At 68.6% G+C, this 17751-nt stretch carries 18 protein-coding genes; 4 read left to right on the plus strand and 14 right to left on the minus strand.

Annotated elements, in window-relative coordinates:
• Positions 1 to 90: 90 nt before the first annotated feature.
• The 12 genes from P6F26_RS13265 to P6F26_RS13320 all read right to left on the minus strand — a co-directional run bounded on the left by P6F26_RS13265 (position 91) and on the right by P6F26_RS13320 (position 11231).
• Positions 91 to 579 (minus strand): RidA family protein, encoded by a 489-nt coding sequence (locus P6F26_RS13265; RefSeq protein ID WP_278029165.1) that lies wholly within the window; start codon positions 577 to 579, stop codon positions 91 to 93.
• Positions 580 to 639: 60 nt separating this feature from the next.
• On the minus strand, positions 640 to 1824 hold the full coding sequence (locus P6F26_RS13270) for a phenylacetate--CoA ligase family protein (protein WP_278029166.1): 1185 nt from the start codon (positions 1822 to 1824) through the stop codon (positions 640 to 642).
• Positions 1825 to 1911: 87 nt separating this feature from the next.
• Positions 1912 to 2562 carry a hypothetical protein gene (locus P6F26_RS13275; protein ID WP_278029167.1) on the minus strand — a complete coding sequence of 217 codons (651 nt, stop codon included), beginning with the start codon at positions 2560 to 2562 and terminating at the stop codon, positions 1912 to 1914.
• Between the two features lie 68 nt (positions 2563 to 2630).
• A complete protein-coding gene (locus P6F26_RS13280) occupies positions 2631 to 3491 on the minus strand; it encodes an ABC transporter ATP-binding protein (RefSeq protein WP_278029168.1) in 861 nt (286 codons plus the stop codon).
• A gap of 113 nt (positions 3492 to 3604) precedes the next feature.
• Complete coding sequence (locus P6F26_RS13285; protein WP_278029169.1) at positions 3605 to 4882, minus strand: ABC transporter substrate-binding protein; 1278 nt, start codon at positions 4880 to 4882, stop codon at positions 3605 to 3607.
• Between the two features lie 76 nt (positions 4883 to 4958).
• Positions 4959 to 6035, minus strand: coding sequence for a branched-chain amino acid ABC transporter permease (locus P6F26_RS13290; protein WP_278029170.1), 1077 nt, complete (start codon positions 6033 to 6035; stop codon positions 4959 to 4961).
• On the minus strand, positions 6035 to 6301 hold the full coding sequence (locus P6F26_RS13295) for a hypothetical protein (RefSeq protein ID WP_278029171.1): 267 nt from the start codon (positions 6299 to 6301) through the stop codon (positions 6035 to 6037). Before P6F26_RS13295 ends, P6F26_RS13290 begins: the two co-directional genes overlap by 1 nt.
• Before the next feature lie 3 nt (positions 6302 to 6304).
• Positions 6305 to 7291 carry a branched-chain amino acid ABC transporter permease gene (locus P6F26_RS13300; protein ID WP_278029172.1) on the minus strand — a complete coding sequence of 329 codons (987 nt, stop codon included), beginning with the start codon at positions 7289 to 7291 and terminating at the stop codon, positions 6305 to 6307.
• Between the two features lie 92 nt (positions 7292 to 7383).
• Complete coding sequence (locus P6F26_RS13305; protein ID WP_278029173.1) at positions 7384 to 7893, minus strand: hypothetical protein; 510 nt, start codon at positions 7891 to 7893, stop codon at positions 7384 to 7386.
• 265 nt (positions 7894 to 8158) lie between these two features.
• Positions 8159 to 8986 (minus strand): ABC transporter ATP-binding protein, encoded by an 828-nt coding sequence (locus P6F26_RS13310; RefSeq protein WP_278029187.1) that lies wholly within the window; start codon positions 8984 to 8986, stop codon positions 8159 to 8161.
• Between the two features lie 5 nt (positions 8987 to 8991).
• Complete coding sequence (locus P6F26_RS13315) at positions 8992 to 9246, minus strand: hypothetical protein (RefSeq protein WP_278029174.1); 255 nt, start codon at positions 9244 to 9246, stop codon at positions 8992 to 8994.
• Positions 9243 to 11231 (minus strand): AMP-binding protein, encoded by a 1989-nt coding sequence (locus tag P6F26_RS13320; protein ID WP_278029175.1) that lies wholly within the window; start codon positions 11229 to 11231, stop codon positions 9243 to 9245. Before P6F26_RS13320 ends, P6F26_RS13315 begins: the two co-directional genes overlap by 4 nt.
• A gap of 242 nt (positions 11232 to 11473) precedes the next feature.
• Between P6F26_RS13320 and P6F26_RS13325 the strand changes: the two genes are divergently transcribed.
• Together P6F26_RS13325 and P6F26_RS13330 are read left to right on the plus strand one after the other, a co-directional pair.
• Positions 11474 to 13396 carry a PAS-domain containing protein gene (locus P6F26_RS13325; protein ID WP_278029176.1) on the plus strand — a complete coding sequence of 641 codons (1923 nt, stop codon included), beginning with the start codon at positions 11474 to 11476 and terminating at the stop codon, positions 13394 to 13396.
• Positions 13393 to 14094, plus strand: a complete 702-nt coding sequence (locus P6F26_RS13330; protein WP_278029177.1) for a response regulator transcription factor — start codon at positions 13393 to 13395, stop codon at positions 14092 to 14094. Before P6F26_RS13325 ends, P6F26_RS13330 begins: the two co-directional genes overlap by 4 nt.
• A gap of 6 nt (positions 14095 to 14100) precedes the next feature.
• On the opposite strand, the gene P6F26_RS13335 is transcribed toward P6F26_RS13330, so the two are convergent.
• Both P6F26_RS13335 and P6F26_RS13340 read right to left on the minus strand, forming a co-directional pair.
• Positions 14101 to 14580 carry a DUF2383 domain-containing protein gene (locus P6F26_RS13335; protein ID WP_278029178.1) on the minus strand — a complete coding sequence of 160 codons (480 nt, stop codon included), beginning with the start codon at positions 14578 to 14580 and terminating at the stop codon, positions 14101 to 14103.
• A 65-nt stretch (positions 14581 to 14645) separates the two neighbouring features.
• Positions 14646 to 15854: a hydantoinase/carbamoylase family amidase gene (locus P6F26_RS13340; RefSeq protein ID WP_278029179.1), complete on the minus strand. Its 1209-nt coding sequence runs from the start codon at positions 15852 to 15854 to the stop codon at positions 14646 to 14648.
• 124 nt (positions 15855 to 15978) lie between these two features.
• Here P6F26_RS13340 and P6F26_RS13345 point away from each other — a divergent pair, with 124 nt between their 5' ends.
• Positions 15979 to 16632 carry a histidine phosphatase family protein gene (locus P6F26_RS13345; RefSeq protein WP_278029180.1) on the plus strand — a complete coding sequence of 218 codons (654 nt, stop codon included), beginning with the start codon at positions 15979 to 15981 and terminating at the stop codon, positions 16630 to 16632.
• A gap of 1 nt (position 16633) precedes the next feature.
• Positions 16634 to 17689, plus strand: a complete 1056-nt coding sequence (locus tag P6F26_RS13350) for a saccharopine dehydrogenase (RefSeq protein WP_278029181.1) — start codon at positions 16634 to 16636, stop codon at positions 17687 to 17689.
• The last annotated feature ends 62 nt before the right edge of the window (positions 17690 to 17751 follow it).

A 17751-nucleotide genomic window follows, 5' to 3' on the forward strand; every position in this document is an offset into this window, starting at 1 on the left:
CTCTCCGTCTGTGGACTGCCGGTTCACATAGCCCGAGGGGCCGATGTTAACCGATATCAGCCCCGAAGGTGCCCGGTCTCCGCCGCCCCCTCAGGACGCAAGGACGACTTCGGCCTCGATCTCGATGGCGAAATTCATCGGCAGGCCGGCCACGCCGATGGCCGAGCGCGCATGACGTCCGACATCTGGCCCGAAGGCGCCCACGATCAGGTCGCTGAAACCGTTGAGGACGAGATGCTGCTCGCTGTAGCCGGGCGCGGAGTTCACCATGCCGAAAACGCGAACCCATCCTGCCACGCGCGACAATTCCCCGATCTCGGACTTGAGATTGGCCAGCACCGAAAGCGCGATGTCCCGCGCCGCCTCGGCCCCCTCGGCCGTGCCGAGATCGCGACCGAGCTGACCGTAGGGCCCCGAGATGGCGCCCCGCGCGTCCTGCCTCGGATGCCCCGAGATCGCCACCCGCTCGCCGCGCCGGTTCGCGAAGGCGAAGGGCAGGTGCAGCCCCTCCGGCACCCTGACCGGCGCAGGCAGCACAAGGCCCATGGCCGCGATCCGGTCCTCGGGGGTCCGGCTCACGCCCGCCCCGCCGCCGATACAGGCCGGCGAGCCGCGCCGGTGTCAGCGTCCGGGCAGCGCTCAGTCATAGATGCGCCGGTCGTCGATCACCTTGCCGTCGTTCGGAAGGCTGCCGGGCGCAACGATCTCGATCCGCCCCTTCATCTTCAGAACCGAGGCGACGCTTTCGGCAAGCGCGGCCTCGTCGGCACCGTGCGCCTCGACCTGCACGGTCATGACGTCCATCTCTCCCTCGCGGCTGGCGATCACCCGCGCCTTCGAGACCTCGGGATGCCGGGCCGTGAACTCGGCCACCTGCTCGGGACGCACGAACATGCCCTTGATCTTCGTTGTCTGGTCGGCCCGCCCCATCCAGCCCTTGATGCGCATGTTCGTCCTGCCGCAGGGGCTCTGGCCCGGCAGGACCGCCGACAGGTCGCCGGTCGCGAAGCGGATCAGCGGATAGTCGGGGTTAAGCGTCGTCACGACGACCTCGCCCACCTCGCCCTCGGGCACAGGGTCCCCGGTGCCGGGGCGAACGATTTCCACGATCACGCCCTCGTCCACGATCATGCCCTCCATCGCGGGCGATTCGTAGGCGATGTTGCCGAGGTCGGCCGTCGCGTAGCACTGCAGGCAGGCGATGCCGCGGTCCGCGTATTCCTGCCGGAGGCTCGGAAACAGGGCGCCGCCGCCGACGGCGGCCCTCGTGAAGGCCAGCTCAACCCCCATCTCGGCCGCCTTGTCGAGGATGACCTTCAGGTAGTCGGGCGTCCCGGCATAGGCCGTCGTCTTGATGTCCCGCGCCGCGCGCACCTGCAGCTCGGTCTGCCCCGTGCCGGCCGGCAACACCGCCGCGCCCACGGCCCGCGCGCCATTCTCGAAGATCATGCCCGCCGGCGTCAGATGATAGCCGAAGCAGTTCTGCACGATGTCGTTCGGCCCGATGCCGGCCGCGTGCAGGAAGCGGCCCATGCGCCACCAATCCCGCGAGGTCCCGCCCGGCTCGTAGATCGGCCCCGGGCTCTGGAAGACATGCGCGAGATTGCTCACCGGGATGCCGCCGAAGGGCGGCGCCTCGGTCTGCCGCGCCACGAGGTCGGCCTTTCTCAACACCGGCAGCGCCTTCAGCTCGTCCAGCGATCCGACCGCCTGCATCCCGTTCGCCGCCAGCTGCAGCCGCAGCTGCGACAGCTGGCCGGCCGCGCGTTCGTCGGCGCTGCGCGTCTCGAGCGCGTCGAAGTGTTTCCCATCGGTGTCCAGCATCGGCTCAGGTCCTCGTGCGTTGCGCGCCGCACCGGGCGCGGTATCGGGTCTTGCGTCGCGTCATCCGTGGGGCCGGCCCGGACCGCATCAGCTCGAGACGTCCTTCAGGCGCGGCCCCCGCCCCTCCAGCGCCACCCGCGTCAAGGCCGCGACAAGGCGCACGAAGCGCGCGCGCGACCCCGCCGCCTCGGCGAGCAGGCCCGGATCCTGCGGAAGGCCGAGATCCGCCGCCACCTTGCGCCCCGGCCCCTCGAACGAGGGGTAGAAGGCGTCCCATACAAGCTGCGCCTCGCGCGCGAATATGTCTGCCCCCACCGGCCCGAGCCCCTTGGCGCCCTGCAGCGCCTTCAGAAGGGCGCCGGCATCGCCGCCCGCCGCGTCGCGCAGCCGCCGCAGGTCGCCGCTGCAGGTCTCCGCCGCCCACCGGGCGGTGTCCCTGAGGTAGCGCGCGGTCGATTCGTCGTAGCGGGCGTATCCGTGTTCGTTGAGCACGCGCACGACGTCCTCCCACGCCGCCTCGCGCAGCGCCTCGATCCCGTGAAGGCCGGCCTCCCGCAGCCCCGCAGCGCCCTCGACCGCGTTTCCGGCACCGATCCGGGCCGAAAGCATGATCGCCCCGATCAGCCAGTGAAACAGCTCCCCCGGGGTGTCCCGCGCGATGTCCGCGCCGATCGCCTCGGAATAAAGCTCCCCGCTCTCCTCGATCAGCGTGTCGATGATGTCCTGCTCGCGGGTCATGGCCGTCTCCCTTCCATCCTTCACAGGATGGAACGGCCGAAGCGCGCCCATGTTTCCCGCCGCCAGCATCAGGCGAGCCACCGCTTCCGGCGCCGGTAGGAGCGCACGTCGCGAAAGCTCTTGCGCCCTTCCTCGGACATGCCGAGGTAGAATTCCTTCACGTCAGGGTTCTCTCGCAACTCCTTCGCCGGGCCGTCCATCACGACGCGCCCCGACTCGAGGATGTAGCCGTAATGCGCGAAGCGGAGCGCCACGTTGGTGTTCTGTTCCGCCAGCAGGAACGTCACTCCCTGCTCCTCGTTCAGCCGCTTCACGATGTCGAAGATCTGCTCCACCAGCTGCGGCGCGAGGCCCATCGACGGCTCGTCCAGCAGGATCGTCTCGGGCCGGCTCATCAGCGCGCGGCCGATCGCCGTCATCTGCTGCTCGCCGCCGGACGTGTAGCCCGCCTGGCTCTTCCGCCGCTCCTTGAGCCGCGGGAAATAGGTGTAGACCATCTCCAGGTCGGCCTCGATCGCGGCCCGCCCCTCCTTGCGGGTGTAGCTGCCGGTCAGAAGGTTCTCCTCGACGGTAAGGTGCTCGAAACAATGCCGCCCCTCCATCACCTGGATGACGCCGCGATCCACGAGGTCGGAGGGGCTCAGGTGCTGCACGGTCTCGCCGCGGAACCTGATGTTGCCCTTCGTGACCTCGCCGCGCTCGGAATGCAGGAGGTTCGAGATCGCCTTCAGCGTCGTCGTCTTGCCCGCGCCGTTGCCCCCGAGAAGTGCGGTGATCCCGCCCTTCGGGACCTTCAGCGACACGCCCTTCAGCACGAGGATCACGTGGTTGTAGATCACCTCGATGTTGTTCACCTCCAGCAGGGTCTCGACGTCCCGGAACTCCGGGGCCACACCCTCGCCGTGGGTCTCTTTCGGCTGATCCAGCATCTTGCGGCTCTCCCCTGCGTGACCGGCGGGCCGTCGTCCCGCCCTGCCTTCATCTTTCAAAAAAATACGCAATTCCGGCGGCGGCGGTGGATGCCGCCGCCGGAGGTGTAGGATCAGCTGTCGGAGCACTGGCTCGAGATGTTGTTCTCGGCCGCGAACTGCGCCGAGTCCTCAAGGATCAGCGGTTGCGTCACGCTGTCGTCGGGCGCCACGAAGTCGGTGAGCGTCACCCACTCCTCGCCGTTCCACTGCGTCATGATCGCCATGCCGGTGCCGCCGTGGTCCTCGCAGCTCACCGCGAACTCGGGCCCGATCATCGGCATCCCCAGCTCTTCCATGCGCGCGTTGGTGATCTCGAGCGCCTCCATGCCGTCGCGCATCATCTCGGGCGTGATCGCCGCGACGCCGTGGATCTCCTGCGCCGCCCGGATCGCCTCGGCCGCCAGCATCGCCGCGTACATGCCGCGCGTGTAAAGCACCGAGCCCACGTTGGACCCGTCGCCCGCCGCGAGGCCCGCCTCGTGGACATGGGTGCGGATCTCGTCGAAGACCGGCATGTCGCCCAGGCGGTTCATGTTGAGCGCCCGGTAGCCCGCCGCGTCGGCGCCTGCGGACGTCACGTCATGCTCCGCGCCGGCCCACCAGTTGCCGATGAAGTTCTCCATCGGGAAGCGGATGTTGACGGCTTCCTGGACCGCGACCTGGTTCATGACGCCCCAGCCCCACATGATGACGTAGTCGGGACGTTCGCGGCGGATCGTGAGCCACTGGTTGCCCTGCTCCTGGCCGGGATGATCGACGGCGAGCTGGCTAAGCTCGAACCCGTGCATCTCGGCGAGCGTCTCGAGCGTGCGGATCGGTTCGCGGCCATAGGCGGAGTTGTGGTAGAGAAGCGTGATCGTCTTGCCCTCGAGCGAGCCGCCGTTCTCCTCCAGCAGGTTGTTGATGATCACCGATGCGGCGTCCCAGTAGTTCGCCGGGTAGTTGAAGACGTGGCTGAAGACGTCGCCGTTGGCGGCCGAGGTCCGGCCGTAGCCCATCGTGTGAAGCGGGATGCCGTCCGCCGTGGCGCGCGGGATCAGCTGGTAGGTGATGCCGGTCGACAGCGGCTGGTAGACGAGCGCGCCCTCGCCCTTGGTCGATTCGTAGCACTCGACGCCGCGCTCGGTGTTGTAGGCCGTCTCGCAGCCGATGATGCGGACGGTCTCGCCGCCGATGCCGCCGTCGCGCTGGTTCAGAAGGTTGAAGTAGTCCTGGTAGCCGTCCGAGAACGGGATGCCGCCCGCGGCATAGGGCCCGGTGCGGTAGTGCAGGTCGGGGATGACCAGTTCGGCCATCGCGGGTCCTGCGGCCATCAGGCCCGCGAGGGCCATGGTTGCCAGTTTCTTCATCGGGTCTTTCCTCCCTTGGATGTTGTCCGATTTTCACGTGCCCCGGTTTGCGCCGGGTTTCTCGTTTGGCGGCCCCTCAGTGCGGGAAGGGCCACAATCTCAGTTTCTCCTTCGCCAGCGCCCAGAGCCGCGCAAGGCCGTGCGGCTCGACGATGAGGAAGAACATGATAAGCCCGCCGACGATGACGAACTCGAAATGCGTGGCGAGCGCCGAATCCCAGCCGAGGCTTCCCGCCAGGAAATTCCTGAGCGCCACCGGCAGGAGCACCATGAACGCCGCGCCGGCGAAGGACCCGAAGATGCTGCCGAGCCCGCCGATGATCACCATGAACAGCACCAGGAAGGACTTGTTGATCCCGTAGGCCTCGCCCACCTCGACCGCGCCGAGGTAGACCGTGAACAAAAGCGCGCCGGCGATACCGACGTAGAAGGACGACACCGCGAATGCCGTGAGCTTGGCGCGCAGCGGGTTCACGCCGATGATCTCGGCGGCGATGTCCATGTCCCGGATCGCCATCCACTGACGCCCGACCGAGCCGCGCGTGAGGTTTCGCGCGACCCAGGCCAGCACGAAGACGAAGGCGAAGCAGAAGAGGTATTTCACCCAGGCCTCTGCGTTGGGCCCGGTGACGGCGAGGCCGAACAGCGTCCGCTCCGGCGCCGAGATCTGCCCCGAGGCCGAGTAGTTGTAGAACCACGGAACCTTGTTGAAGAGCCAGATCAGGAAGAACTGCGCGGCCAGCGTCGCCACGGCGAGGTAGAAGCCCTTGATGCGCAGCGACGGCAGGCCGAACATCACGCCCACGATCGCCGTCATCACCCCGGACAGAAGCGTGATCGACACCATGTCCATCCACGGGAACGCTGTCATCAGCTTGTAGGACGTGAAGGCGCCCACCGCCATGAAGCCGCCGGTTCCCAGCGACACCTGCCCGCAATAGCCCGTCAGGATGTTCAGCCCGATCGCCGCGATGGCGTAGATCAGGAACGGGATCAGGATGGCGCTCGCCCAGTAGTCGGTGATCACGAACGGGATGATGCCCACGCCCACGAACAGCACGAAGAAGTAGCGATACCTGTCGAAGGCGATCGGGAATGTCTGGTTGTCCTCGGCGTAGGACGTCTTGAAGTCACCTGCCTCGCGGTAGAACATCAGGCTTTCTCCTTCACCATCATCACGCGTCCGGTCATGCCCACGATCAGGCCCACGGCCGTCAGGATCGCGGGCCAGAACGTCAGCTCGCGCTGGCCGAAAAGCCCGGCCATCAGGAACAGCGCCGAGAACCAGAACAGGCCGAAGCCGCTGGTGCACACGATCGCCCACATCTTCTTGGCGCCGCCACCGCCCTCGGCGAAGGCCGGCCGCCCCTGGTTCGCGAAGGGGTTGGGCGGGCGCGGCTGCTTGTCTGCTTCGCTCATGACTCAGACCCTTTCGATGATCTTCTCGCCGAACAGACCCTGCGGCCGGAACACGAGGAAGACGAGCGCCAGGACGTAGGCGAACCAGTTCTCGGTCGCGCCGCCGATCATCGGGCCGATCGTGAACTCGAACAGGGCCTCGCCCACGCCGATGATCAGGCCGCCCACGATCGCGCCGGGGATCGAGGTGAAGCCGCCCAGCATCAGGACCGGCAGGGCCTTGAGCGCGATCAGCGACAGCGAGAACTGCACGCCCGATTTCGCGCCCCACATGATGCCCGCGACCAGCGCGACGATCCCCGCAAGCGACCAGACGAGGACCCAGACGTAGTTCAACGAGATGCCGACGCTCAGCGCCGCCTGATGGTCGTCGGCGACGGCGCGCATCGCGCGTCCGTTCTTGGTGTATTGCGAATAGGCGATCAGTCCCGCGACGAGCACGGCGGCGATGATCGAGGCCGAGATGTCGAGGTTGTCGATGAAGAACCCGTAGCCGAAGACGTCGAACGTCGCCTGGTCGATGGCGTCGTTGATGCCCTGCGGCAGGCCCACGTCGAGGTTGCGGATCTCCGAGCCCCACATCAGGTCCGAAACGCCCTCGAGGAAGTAGGCAAGGCCGATCGTCGCCATGAACAGGATGATCGGCTCCTGCCCCACGAGGTGGCGGAACACGAACTTCTGCACCGCCAGCGCGAAGCCGATCATCACCAGCACCGTCAGCGCGATGGCCGCCAGCGCCGGCACCTCCCAGCCGAAATAGTGGATTTCCGTTCCGAAGATCTCGTTGATGAGATGCGCGAAGGGCACGCGGCCATCCTGGATGCCGACAAGCGTCATCGCCGCGAAAAGCGCCATGACCCCCTGCGCGTAGTTGAAGATGCCCGAGGCCTTGAAGATCAGCACGAAGCCCAGCGCGACGAGGGCATACATGACGCCGGTCATCAGGCCGTTCAGCGTGACCTCCATCGCGAAGATCAGTTGGTCAGGCATTGCACCTCTCCCCTCGGCCGCACGCGGGCGGCGTTATCCTTGCCGGCGCCCGGGGCGCCCGGCAGGCCGGGGAAACCCCGGCCTGCCATGTCTCAGTTGCCGCAGCCGCCCGCTGCATCGAGGGCGGCATCGGTGTTGAACTCGATGACGAAGGTGGCGCCGCCGCCCTCCGCGTCCCGCACGCTCAGTAGGCCGGGCGGGCCCGCGCAGAACGCGTAGCGCCCGTCCTCCAGCCTGACCGCGCGGCCATCCTCGACCCGCTCCCGAAGTTGGGTCCGCAACTCCGCGTGGCCGTCCTCGCCCATGGCGACGGTGCCTGCGGTGCTTTCGCAGAAGGCCGTGTCGCCCTCCTGCCGCAAGGTGATCTCGAAGCCCGTCTCGTCCTCGCGGTAGACGCCCCGCCCCCCGTCCGCGAGCGCCTCGACGACCGTGAAACCGCCCGCAAAGGGCGTTCGTCCGACGGGGAAACCCTCGTTTTTCCACGCGAGGCAATTCTCGACGCTCTGAAGAAGGGTGGCGACGTCGGTGGTCTGCGCCTGAGCGTTCGTCGCGCCCAGCGCGGCGATGGCGAGCGGCGCCAGGCGATGTGCGATCCGGGTCATGCCGCACCCTCCGGCCGAGGCGTGAGCGCGCAGCGCCCCGCCGGCGATCCGGCGACCTTCGCGGACCGTGCGCCGGCCTGCCCTGCGTCCGGCCCGTCGCGCAGGCCCGGATGATCCCCAAGCGCCCAGGCGAGCGCCGCCCTCGCGCGTGTGATGCGTTCGTCCGTCATCATCGATCATGCTCCCTATGGTGGAGCAGACCAACGCGGAACGGGCCGGGGCCGGTCCATGGACCGTTCCGTTCCGCGCCGCGATGATGCGGACGTCAGTCATGGGCGACCCCGAGATAGGCGTCGATGACTTCCTGGTTGTTGCGCACCTCGTGCGGGGTGCCGTCGCCGATCTTCTTGCCGTAATCCATGACCACGACCCGGTCGGACAGGTCCATGACCACGCCCATGTCATGCTCGATCAGCACGATGGTCGTCCCGAACTCGTCGTTCACGTCGAGGATGAAGCGGCTCATGTCCTCCTTCTCCTCGACGTTCATTCCCGCCATCGGCTCGTCCAGAAGCAGGATCTGCGGCTGCGCCGCCAGCGCGCGCGCCAGTTCCACGCGCTTCTTCAGACCATAGGGCAGGCGTCCCACGGGCGTCTTGCGGATGTGCTGGATCTCGAGGAAATCGATGATCTCCTCGGCCTTCTGACGATTGGCCGCCTCTTCCTTCTGGGCGCGGCCCCACCAGAAGGCCTGGTCGAGGAAGCTGGAATTCATGTGGTTCAGGCGCCCGGTCATGACGTTGTCGAGGACGGTCATCCCCTCGAACAGCGCGATGTTCTGGAACGTCCGCGCGATGCCCTGGCGGGCGACCTGAAAGGGCTTCATCTGCGGGCGGCGCGATCCGCGATACCAGACCTCGCCCTCCTGCGGGTGGTAGAAGCCCGAGATCACGTTGAGCATCGAGGACTTGCCCGCCCCGTTCGGCCCGATGATCGCGCGGATCTCGCCCTCGCGCACGTCGAAGGAAATGTCCTTGATCGCCTCCACGCCGCCGAAACGCAGGGTGATGTTCTTCATCTCCATGACCACCGGGCCGATCCGGCGGCCGTCCTCGGTCGTGTAGCCCTCGGCCGGCGCCGTGCGTGCGGTCATCCCGTTCATTCCGCTCTCTCCCGTGCGGCCTGGCCCGAGCGGAAGATCAGCGCGCCGATCAGGCCATAGACAAGAAGGGCCGCGAAGGCCCAGACATAGCTGTTCTCCCAGGCGGCGGGCATCCCCACGACAAGCGCGGCGACGCCGCAGATCCCGATTGCGCCGCCCTGAAGGGCCGCGGCCCCGCGCGCGACGTAGCGTCCGGCGACGAACGAGGCCGCAAAGCCCAGAAGGAAAAGGGCGCCCGCGGTCAGGGTCATTCGGCCGCCACCTTCTCGGCGGGCGACTTTGCCGGCGCGGCCTGCACCGTCGCGGCGTCGAGGATCTCGAGCGTGGCCTTGATGCTGCCCTTGCGGCCGTCCTCGTAGGTGACTTCCGTTTCGGTGTATTGCTCGGTCCTGCCGGAATAGAGCGCGTCGATCAGGTCGGCGTATTTCTCCTCGATGATCCGGCGGCGCACCTTGCGGGTCCGTGTAAGCTCGCCGTCGTCGGCGTCGAGCTCCTTGTGGAGAACGAGGAACCGGTGGATCTGGCAGCCTGACAGCATCTCGTCCTCGGCGACCGAGCGGTTCACCTCCTCGACGTGCTCGCGGATCGTCGCCAGCACGCGCGGATGGCCCGCGAGCTCCTGGTAGGAGGCGTAGGCGATGTTGTTGCGCTCGGCCCAGTTGCCCACCGCGCTGAGGTCGATGTTGATGAAGGCCGTGCAATACTCGCGCTCGTTGCCGAAGACGACGGCCTCGAGGATGTTGGGGAAGAACTTCAGCTTGTTCTCGACATACTTCGGCGCGAACAGCGAGCCGTCGGCCATCTTTCCGACGTCCTTGGCACGGTCGATGATCCTGAGGTGCCCGGTCTCGGGCTCGATGAAGCCCGCGTCGCCGGTGGCGACCCAGCCCTCCGGGTCCTTGGTCGAGGCCGTGCTTTCGGCGTTCTTGTAGTATTCCACGAAGGTGCCCGGCGAGCGGTAGAAGACCTCGCCGCTTTCGTCGATCCTCAGCTCCACCCCGGGCGAGGGCACGCCGACAGTGTCGGGCCGGACCTCGCTGTCGGGCTGCTGGGTGATGAAGACCGACGCCTCGGTCTGGCCATAGAGCTGCTTGAGGTTGATGCCGAGCGAGCGGTAGAAATCGAAGATCTCGGGCCCGATCGCCTCGCCCGCCGTGTAGCCCACGCGCACCCGGCTCATGCCGAGGGTGTTCTTCAGGGGCCCGTATACGAGGATGTTGCCGATCGCGTAGCCGATGCGATCCGCAAGCGACACCGGCTTGCCGTCCAGAAGCTGCGGCCCCACCCGCTTGGCGAGCGCCATGTAGCGGTCGAAGATGCGCTTCTTCAGCCTGCCCGCGTCCTCCATGCGGATCATCACGGAGGTCAGGAGGTTCTCGAACACGCGGGGCGGCGCGAAGAAGTAGGTCGGACCGATCTCGCGCAGGTCCAGCATCATGGTGTCTTCGCTTTCGGGACAGTTCACGCAGAAGCCCGTCCAGTAGGCCTGTCCGATCGAGAAGATGAAGTCGCCGACCCACGCCATCGGCAGGTAGGCCAGCACCTCGTCGCTGGGCGCGAGACGGTCGAAGTCCGACGAGGCCTTCGACGTCTCGATGATGTTGCGGTTGGACAGCACCACGCCCTTGGGCTTCCCCGTCGTGCCCGACGTATAGAGCATCACGCAGGTCGAATCGTAGGTCAGCTCGGCCTTCCGCGCGGCAAGCTCCGCCGCGAAACGCTCGCGCGCCGCGCGCCCCTCGGCCTGCACGTCGGCCAGCGCGTGAAGCCGCGAATGGTCGTATTTCCGCAGGCCGCGCGCGTCGTGATAGATGATGTGCTCGATGTGATGCAGCTTTTCCTGCGCCTCGATCACCTTGTCGACCTGCTCCTGGTCGCCGCAGACGACGAAGCGCGCGCCGCAATGCTCCAGGACGTAGGCCATCTCCTCGGCGCCGGCGTCCTGATAGAGCGGCACCGGAATCGCGCCGCATTCCTGCGCCGCGACCATCGACCAGTAGAGCGCAGGACGGTTCCGGCCGATGACGGCGACGTAATCGCCCCTGTTCACGCCCAGCGCGAGAAGCCCGGCGGCGATGGCCTCGATCTCCTCGGCCGCCTCGGCCCAGGTCCACGATTGCCAGATTCCGAATTCCTTTTCCCGGTAGGCCGGCTTGGAGCCGAACTGCGCGACGTTGCGCTCCAGAAGCGCGGGCACGGAACGGGGCGCGCCCGAATGGGCGTTTGCGTCTGCCAAAGCTTTTCCTCCCTTCGCAGGCCCCTCCCAAGGACCTGCGTCACCCTCCCGGACCACCGGCGGCACGTCGCGTGCGTGGGCAGCCGAGGCGATCACGGTGACACACTATCTGTCACCGTCAAGTTTTGCCTGACTTTTGCGCGATCCTTACGAATTGTAACATCGGGGCGGCAGCGCTTGACGCCGGCGGGAGCGGAAGGGACAGCATGGGAACGGACGCGACCGGACGCGGGGAGGATCAGATGCAGCGAAGCCGTGGCACCGACCACCTGACGCGCGCGGCCCTGAACCTGATCCAGCAGGCGCTGTCGATCTACGACGCGGACCTGCGGCTTGCGGTGTGCAACCGCCCGTTCCAGACAATGTTCGCCCTGCCCGAGCGCCTCGTGACGCCCGGCGCCCGCTTCGAGGACACGATCCGCTACCTCGCCGAGACCGGCGAATACGGCGAGGTGCCCGACACCGAGGCCTTCGTGCGCGACCGGGTCGAGGCCGCGCGCGCCTTCGTGCCACACTACATGGAGCGCCGCCGCGCCAACGGGCGGACCATCTCGGTCGAGGGCTCGCCGCTGCCGGAAGGCGGCTGGGTCACGGTCTATACCGACATCACGGCGGTCAAGCGGCAGGAGGAACTCCTGCGCGGCCGCTCCGAGGTGCTTTCGGACCAGCTTCTGTCCCACGCCGAGGAACTCGCCCGCAGCAACCGCAGCCTCGAGGCCACCATCGCCCAGCTCGAGGAGGCCAAGCGAGAGCTTACGGAGATGGAGGCGCGCATCCGTCTGACGACCGAGATGACGCCCGCCCACATCGCCCATGTCGATCTCGACGGGATCTACACCTACACGAATCGGAGGCTCTCCATGCTGCTGCCCGACCGGGACAGCGACATCGTCGGCCTCAGCTTCGAGGAAGCGCTGGGGCCGGTCGCCGACCGCCTGCGGCCGACGCTGTCGCGCGCGATGGCCGGCGAGCCGAGCGTGCTGGAGTTCACCGAACCCACCTACGGCCGGCGCATCCGCACCGCCTTCACCCCCGACAAGCCCGGACCGGACGATCCGATCACGGGCGTCTATCTTCTGTCCACCGACGTCACCGAGGAGGCGCAGGCGCGCGCCGCGCTCGCCCAGACCCACAAGCGCGAACTGGCCGCGCAGCTGACCAGCGGCCTCGCCCACGACTTCGCCAACCTCCTGACGATCATCCTGGGGCTGCAGGGACGGCTGGAGAAGATGCCGCTGCCCGCCGGCGCCCACGAACTGACGGGCGCCACCCGGACCGCGGCGCGGCGCGGCGGGCTCCTGCTCGACAAGATCGCGCGCATGTCGGGGCCGATGGAGATCCGCCCTGCCCCGGTGATCCTGCGCGACTTCCTCGACGGGTTCACGCCGCTCGCCCGCGCGCCGCTGCCGCCCGGCATCGCCTTCACCGCGCGCTCCGAGGTGCCCCATACCGCCATCATGCTGGACGCCGACAGCCTGCAGGACAGTCTTCTGAACCTCGTGCTGAACGCGCGCGACGCGATCGGCGCGGGGCCGGGCGAGATCGGCATGACGCTGACCGCCGTCCAGGACACCTGGCTTGAGATCACGGTCGCCGACAGCGGGCCCGGTTTCTCCGAGGCGGCGCTCGGCCATGCGCTCGACCCGTTCTTCACGACGAAGGGGGACGAGGGCTCGGGGCTGGGCCTTTCGATGGTCTACGACATGACGAAGCTTGCCGGCGGTCATGTCCGGCTGGCCAATCGCCCGCAAGGCGGCGGCGCCGTCACCCTGCGCCTGCCGCTGAAGCCCGCCGAGGCCGAGGCGCGGCCGCAGCTTGTCCTGCTCGTGGACGACATGGCCGACCTGCGCGCCTCGGTGCGGATGACGCTGACCGATCTGGGCCACCAGGTGATCGAGGCGTCTTCCGCGGAGGAGGCGCTCACGCTGGCCGAGATCCCGGGGCTCGACTGGGTGATCTCGGACCTGCGCCTGGGCGGGGAGGACGGCGTGTCGCTCCTGTCGAGGCTCGCCGCCCGCGCGCCGGGGCTCAGGCTCGCGCTGATGACCTCGGTTCCCGACGGCGATGCCCGGCGCTCGGAAGGCGCGTTGCGCTGGCCGGTCCTCGGCAAGCCGGTGGGCGCGGTGCAGCTGTCGCGCCTGCTCGCGGACGAGCGCGCCGCATGAGCCAGCCCTTCGTCGCAATCCTCGATGACGAGCCGCAGGTGCGCGCCATGCTGTCGGACGCCCTCGCCGAGGCCGGTTTCCGCACCGCGGCCTTCGCCCGCGCGACCGAGTTCGAGGCCGCGCTGAAGACGCGCACGCCCGATGTCTGCCTCGTCGATCTCGGGCTGCCCGACCGCGACGGGCTCGCGCTGGTGCACCGCCTCGCGCTCGAATCGGGGGCCACGATCATCATCATCTCGGGCCGCGCGCAGGTGCAGGACCGCGTGACGGGCCTCGAGCTCGGCGCGGACGACTACATCATCAAGCCCTTCGACCCCGCCGAGGTCGTGGCCCGCATCCGCGCCCGGCTGCGCGTCTCAAGGCCGCGCCCCGAGGCGCTGCAGACCGCCCGCTTCAACGGGTGGACCGCGCATTTCGACCGCTACATTCTGACCTCGAAGGACGGCGCCGAGGTCAGCTTCTCCCATGCCGAGGGCGAGGTGCTGCGGCTCTTCCTCGAAAGCCCCAAGCGCCTCGTCTCGCGGCAGCAGATGCAGGAGACGCTGGGCGGCGCGGCCGGAGAAAGCTTCGACCGCGCCATGGACGTGCGCATATCGCGGCTGCGGACGAAGCTCGGCGAGGATCCCAAGAACCCGCGCCTGATCAAGACGATCTACGGCGCGGGCTACATCTTTCTCGGTGACGTCGACTGGAGTTGAGGGCGCTCAGCCCGCAGCCACCCGGCGCGCCTCGTCCACGAGGTCCCGAAGCGTGGCGCGCATGTCGACCAGTTCCTCGCGCGTGCGCCCCTCGTCGTGCTCCTCGATGGCGCCGGTGAAGGCGTCGAGCACGGTCTGCTCGCCATCGGCGACCTGCTCCAGCGCGTCTTCGTCAAGTTCGTCGAACGCCGCCCTCAGCGACACCACGGTCTTGTTCACGGTCGCCATCGCCGAGCCCGATCCGTCCGGCTCCGCGCCTTCCGCCACCATCAGCGCGGTAACGCGCTCGGCCGCCTCGTGGTGTTCCTCGCGGAGCTTCTTCAGGGTCGGCTCGATCTCGCGTTCGGCGCGCTTCAGCATGGAATCCAGCCCCTCGCGCGCATCGACCAGCCGCGTCAGAAGGTGCTGCAGGGCATCGCGGCGCCGCGTGGCCTTGGGGTCGTCGCCGGGCGTCGGGACCGGAAAGGTCGGATAAGATGTGGACATGAGTGCCTCCTGTCCGTTGCTCGAGGGAAGTCCCCTCGGGAACGCGAGGCGCTGTCCGGGGTTCCCTACCCCGCCAGCCTGCGCGCCGCGTCCGAAAGGACCGCAAGCCCCGTCACCAGGTCGCTCTCGGCGGTGTCCTCGGCGAAGTCGTGGCTGATCCCGCCGATCGACGGAACGAACAGCATCCCCACCGGCATCAGCCCCGACAGGTTCGAGGCGTCGTGCAGCGCGCCCGACGGCATCGCCCGCCAACGCCCCGGCGCGACCGCCTCGGCCGCCTCGGACAGCGCACGCTGAAGGCCCGCGTCCATCGGCATGGGCTTCAGGTCGTGGCGCAGACGTTCGGCCCGGATCTCGCAGCGCGCCCCGGCGGCGACGTCCTGCAGGAGCGTCCCGATCGCGGCCTCCATCCGGTCGAGCCTGTCATCGTCGATATCGCGCCACTGGAGCGTGAACTCGGCGCGGCCCGGAACCACCGAGGACGCGTTGGGATGCACCTTCACATGCCCGATGGTCCAAACGCTCGACGGCGTGACGATGTTGGCGAAGCGCTCGGGCAGCATCGCCGAGATTCGTGCGACGGCAGCGAAGGCGTCGGACCTCATCGCCATCGGCGTGGTGCCCGCGTGGTTCTGCTGTCCCTGCACCGTGACGGTGAATTGCCGCAGCCCGACGATGCCGGTGACCACGCCGGCCGCCTCGCCGGCGGCATCGAGCACGGGTCCCTGCTCGATATGCGCCTCGAGAAAGCCGGTGAACCGCGCCGGGTCGAGAAAGTCGCCGGCCTGCCCCGCGATCGACGCCCGCGCCTCGCCGAACCGGGTCCCGTCCGTCGCGACGAGGCCGTCCGCGTCGGCCAGCGCCAGCTTGCCCGACCAGACCGACGATCCCGTCAGCGCGCCGAACCGCCCCTCCTCGTCCTGGAAGCTGACGACCGAGACGCGCGGCCCCCCGGCCTCTTGCGCCGCGCGCGCCACCTCCAGGCCCGCGATCACGCCGAACGCGCCGTCAAGCCATCCGCCCTCGGGCTGGGTGTCGGAATGCGACCCGACCAGAAGGCTCGGCCCTTCACCCGGCGCAAGACCGAAAAGGTTGCCCACCGGGTCCATGTGCACCTCGAGCCCGGCCTTGGCGAACCTCTCCGCAAGCCACGCGCGCGCCGCGAGATCGGCCTCCGAGAACGCGCGGCGGCGCACGCCCTTCGTCGCGGCGTCCCCGCCAAAACTGCGAAGCGCGTGAAGATCGGAAAGGAAACGGTCGGCATCGGGTGTCATGGCGGCGTCCTTGCGGCAGGTCGGCCTCAGGTCATCGCAGAGTGCGCCGGACCCGTCCAGTGCCGCGCTTGAACTTCCCGCCCCCATCCCGCATCACCACAGCCACCGGCAAAAGGAAGATCCCATGGGCGAGCTTGTCCTCATCCGCCACGGCCAGGCGAACTCGGCCGCGAACGACGAGGCCGGATACGACCGGCTCTCGGACCTCGGCAGGCAGCAGGCGCGCTGGCTCGGGGACTGGCTGCGCGCCCACGAGGACCCGTTCGACCGCGTGCTTCTGGGCAGCCTGCGCCGCCACCGCGAGACCGCGGAAGAGATGGGCGACATGGGCGCCGAGCGCGAGGTGGACGCCCGGCTGAACGAACTCGACTACTTCAACCTCACCCGCGCCCATGCCGCGCGCAACGGCAGCGTCGAGCCCCGCACCCCCGAGGACTTCGTGAAGCACATCCGCGACGTGATGGAGGCCTGGTTCCGCGCCGAGATCCAGGGCGACGAAAGCTACGCCAGCTTCGAGGGCCGCGTGGCCGAGATCCTGACCATCGCCGCCCGGCCGGGCCGCCGCGTGCTGTGCGTGACCTCGGGCGGCGTGATCGGGATGATGGTGCGCCACCTGCTCGACCTCGACCCCGGGCGCATGGCGCACCTGCTGGTGCCGATCCGCAATTCCTCGATCCACCGCGTCACCGTCCTGCCGCAGGGCAAGATCCTCTCGGGCTTCAACGCAACGCCCCACCTCGACGCGCCCGACAGGCTTCATGCAAGAACGGAGTACTGACATGGTGCATGTCTGGGTCCGCGCCGAGGACCGGCCCGACGAAGAGCGCGTAGGCCTGACGCCCGAAGGCGCCGCCAGGCTCCTCGAGGCCGGGGTTCGGCTCACGGTCGAGGACAGCGCCGCCCGCGCCATTCCCGTCGCGGACTACCGCGCGGCCGGCGCAGAGATCGCCGCGCCCGGCAGCTGGCGCACCGCCGCCCCGCGCGAGGCGATCGTCTTCGGGCTCAAGGAACTGCGCGACGAGGCCACGCCGCTCGTCCATCGCCACATCATGTTCGGCCATGCCTACAAGGGCCAGCCCGCCGGCCGCGCGCTCCTGCGGCGCTTCGCGGCGGGTGGAGGCGCGCTCTACGACCTCGAATACCTCGTGGACGCCCAGGGCCGCCGCGCCGCCGCCTTCGGCTACTGGGCGGGCTACGCCGGCGCCGCGGTCTCGCTGATGGCATGGATCGCGCAGGCCGGGGGCGGCATCTGCGGCCCGGTCGCGGCCTGGCCCGACGCCGCCGCGCTGCGCGACGCGCTGGCCGCGGCGCTCGACCGCCAGCCCCGCCGCCCCGGCGTCATCGTGATCGGCGCGAAGGGCCGCGTCGGCACCGGCGCTGGCGACTTCTGCGACGCGCTTGGGCTGCAGGTCACGCGCTGGGACGTCGCTGAAACCGCGCATGGCGGCCCCTTTCCCGAGGTGCTCGACCACGACATCTTCCTCAACTGCATCCTGGCCATGCCCGGCGTCCCGGTCTTCGTGCCCGAAAGCGTCCCGGCATCCCCCCGCAGGCTCCGCGTGATCGGTGACATCGCCTGCGACCCGACCTCGGATTTCTCGCCGGTCAGGGTCTACGACGCCGCCACCGACAGGACGCGTCCCGTCCGCCGCGTGCACGACGCCCCACCGCTCGACGTCGTGGCGATCGACAACCTGCCCGCGCTCCTGCCGCGCGAAAGCTCCGAGGATTACGCCCGCCAGCTCTTGCCCGCGCTCCTGCAGCTCGACCGCATCGAGGCCGGCGTCTGGGCCCGCGCGCGGGCCGAGTTCGACCGCCACGTCGCGGCGCTCTGACCCGAAGGGCCATTCATCCTTGCGAAAAACTCCGGGGGGAGTCCGAAGGACGGGGGGCAGCG

The organism is Roseicyclus salinarum, from assembly GCF_029624655.1.
Lineage (GTDB): Bacteria > Pseudomonadota > Alphaproteobacteria > Rhodobacterales > Rhodobacteraceae > Roseibacterium > Roseibacterium salinarum.

What these genes read in the sequence shown, in the direction of transcription:
- P6F26_RS13270 (WP_278029166.1), bottom strand. Translation starts at nt 1,824, where the DNA reads ATGCTGGACACCGATGGGAAACACTTCGACGCGCTCGAGACGCGCAGC.
- P6F26_RS13275 (WP_278029167.1), bottom strand. Translation starts at nt 2,562, where the DNA reads ATGACCCGCGAGCAGGACATCATCGACACGCTGATCGAGGAGAGCGGG.
- P6F26_RS13280 (WP_278029168.1), bottom strand. Translation starts at nt 3,491, where the DNA reads ATGCTGGATCAGCCGAAAGAGACCCACGGCGAGGGTGTGGCCCCGGAG.
- P6F26_RS13285 (WP_278029169.1), bottom strand. Translation starts at nt 4,882, where the DNA reads ATGAAGAAACTGGCAACCATGGCCCTCGCGGGCCTGATGGCCGCAGGA.
- P6F26_RS13290 (WP_278029170.1), bottom strand. Translation starts at nt 6,035, where the DNA reads ATGTTCTACCGCGAGGCAGGTGACTTCAAGACGTCCTACGCCGAGGAC.
- P6F26_RS13295 (WP_278029171.1), bottom strand. Translation starts at nt 6,301, where the DNA reads ATGAGCGAAGCAGACAAGCAGCCGCGCCCGCCCAACCCCTTCGCGAAC.
- P6F26_RS13300 (WP_278029172.1), bottom strand. Translation starts at nt 7,291, where the DNA reads ATGCCTGACCAACTGATCTTCGCGATGGAGGTCACGCTGAACGGCCTG.
- P6F26_RS13305 (WP_278029173.1), bottom strand. Translation starts at nt 7,893, where the DNA reads ATGACCCGGATCGCACATCGCCTGGCGCCGCTCGCCATCGCCGCGCTG.
- P6F26_RS13310 (WP_278029187.1), bottom strand. Translation starts at nt 8,986, where the DNA reads ATGACCGCACGCACGGCGCCGGCCGAGGGCTACACGACCGAGGACGGC.
- P6F26_RS13315 (WP_278029174.1), bottom strand. Translation starts at nt 9,246, where the DNA reads ATGACCCTGACCGCGGGCGCCCTTTTCCTTCTGGGCTTTGCGGCCTCG.
- P6F26_RS13325 (WP_278029176.1), top strand. Translation starts at nt 11,474, where the DNA reads ATGCAGCGAAGCCGTGGCACCGACCACCTGACGCGCGCGGCCCTGAAC.
- P6F26_RS13330 (WP_278029177.1), top strand. Translation starts at nt 13,393, where the DNA reads ATGAGCCAGCCCTTCGTCGCAATCCTCGATGACGAGCCGCAGGTGCGC.
- P6F26_RS13335 (WP_278029178.1), bottom strand. Translation starts at nt 14,580, where the DNA reads ATGTCCACATCTTATCCGACCTTTCCGGTCCCGACGCCCGGCGACGAC.
- P6F26_RS13340 (WP_278029179.1), bottom strand. Translation starts at nt 15,854, where the DNA reads ATGACACCCGATGCCGACCGTTTCCTTTCCGATCTTCACGCGCTTCGC.
- P6F26_RS13345 (WP_278029180.1), top strand. Translation starts at nt 15,979, where the DNA reads ATGGGCGAGCTTGTCCTCATCCGCCACGGCCAGGCGAACTCGGCCGCG.
- P6F26_RS13350 (WP_278029181.1), top strand. Translation starts at nt 16,634, where the DNA reads ATGGTGCATGTCTGGGTCCGCGCCGAGGACCGGCCCGACGAAGAGCGC.